The 1,379-nt window shown below is 57.9% G+C and carries 1 protein-coding gene; it reads left to right on the top strand.

Annotation, left to right across the window (positions count from 1 at the left end; translation table 11 throughout):
* Positions 1 to 78: 78 nt before the first annotated feature.
* On the top strand, positions 79 to 1,379 hold a 1,301-nt coding region (istA, locus tag HK24_RS09800), incomplete at its 3' end, for an IS21 family transposase (RefSeq protein WP_086634332.1).

The raw sequence follows: 1,379 nt of genomic DNA on the forward strand, positions 1-1,379 counted from the left end.
GGAAATTTTCATTCAGAATTGACCCATGCCTGACACTGCTCCCGACGCATGAGCGCGGGAGGCGAAGGAGTGATCAGCATGGACTTGTTGAGTGTAATCCGCCGTTGGCACTATCGGGATCGTCTGCCGATCCGTGAGATTGAGCGCCGGACGCACCTGTCGCGGAATACGATCCGCAAATATCTTCGATCCGAAACGCTTGAGCCGGTTTTTGCGAGCACTGTCCGGATGAGCAAGCTGGACCCGTTTGCACAAAAGCTGACGAACTGGCTGATGCTTGAGGCTTCGAAGTCGCGCAAACATAAACGCACAGGGCGCCGCTTTCATGCGGATCTTGTAGTGCTTGGCTATACGGGGTCGTATGGCCGGGTTGCCGCCTTCATAAGAGAGTGGAAAGCCGAGCAGCAGAAGGTGAAACAGACGACGGGGCGTGGCGTGTTCGTGCCCCTGAGCTTTCAGCCAGGCGAAGCCTTCCAGTTCGACTGGGGTGAGGACTGGGCGGTTATTGGGGGACGGCGGATCAAACTGCAGGTTGCCCACACCAAGCTTTGCTATAGCCGTGCCTTCATTTTGCGGGCCTATCCACTCCAGACGCATGAAATGCTGTTCGATGCCCTGACAGAGGCTTTCCGCGTTCTGGGAGGCGTTCCCCGCAGAGGTATTTTCGACAACATGAAAACAGCGGTGGATTGTATCGGGCAGGGCAAAGCCCGTCAGGTCAATCTGCGTTTTTCTGCCTTGGTCAGCCATTACCTCTTCGAGGCGGAATTCTGTAATCCGGCCGCAGGCTGGGAGAAAGGACAGATCGAGAAGACCGTTCAGGACGCGCGGCGGCAGATCTGGCAGGACATGCCGAATTTTCCAGACCTGACAGCTTTGAATGCCTGGCTTGAGACGCGTTGCCTGGAGCAGTGGATCAGCCTGCGTCATGTCGAACTGCCTGGCAATGTCGCCGCGGCGCATGCGGCGGAGATGCCTCACCTGATGGTGCCGGGACGAGCATTTGACGGGTTTGTCGAGCACACCAAGCGTGTATCGCCGACCTGCCTCATTCAGTTCGAGAGCAATCGTTACAGCGTGCCAGCGTCCTTTGCCAATCGGCCTGTCAGTCTGCGCGTCTATCCTGAGCGGCTGGTTGTTGCAGCCGAAGGCAAAGTGCTTTGCGAGCACTCCCGGATCGTGACGCGCTTCCATGGGCTGCCTGGACGAACGGTCTATGACTGGCGGCATTACCTGGCTGTACTCCAGCGCAAACCGGGTGCCTTGCGCAATGGCGCACCTTTCACGGACCTGCCCGAAGCGTTTCGCATTCTCCAAACCCATCTGCTTCGCCGTCCCGGTGGTGACCGGGAAATGGTCGAGATCCTTGCTCTGGTTCT

Origin of the sequence: Gluconobacter sp. DsW_058 (assembly GCF_002153615.1) — a bacterium.
GTDB classification, from domain to species: Bacteria; Pseudomonadota; Alphaproteobacteria; order Acetobacterales; family Acetobacteraceae; genus Gluconobacter; species Gluconobacter cerinus.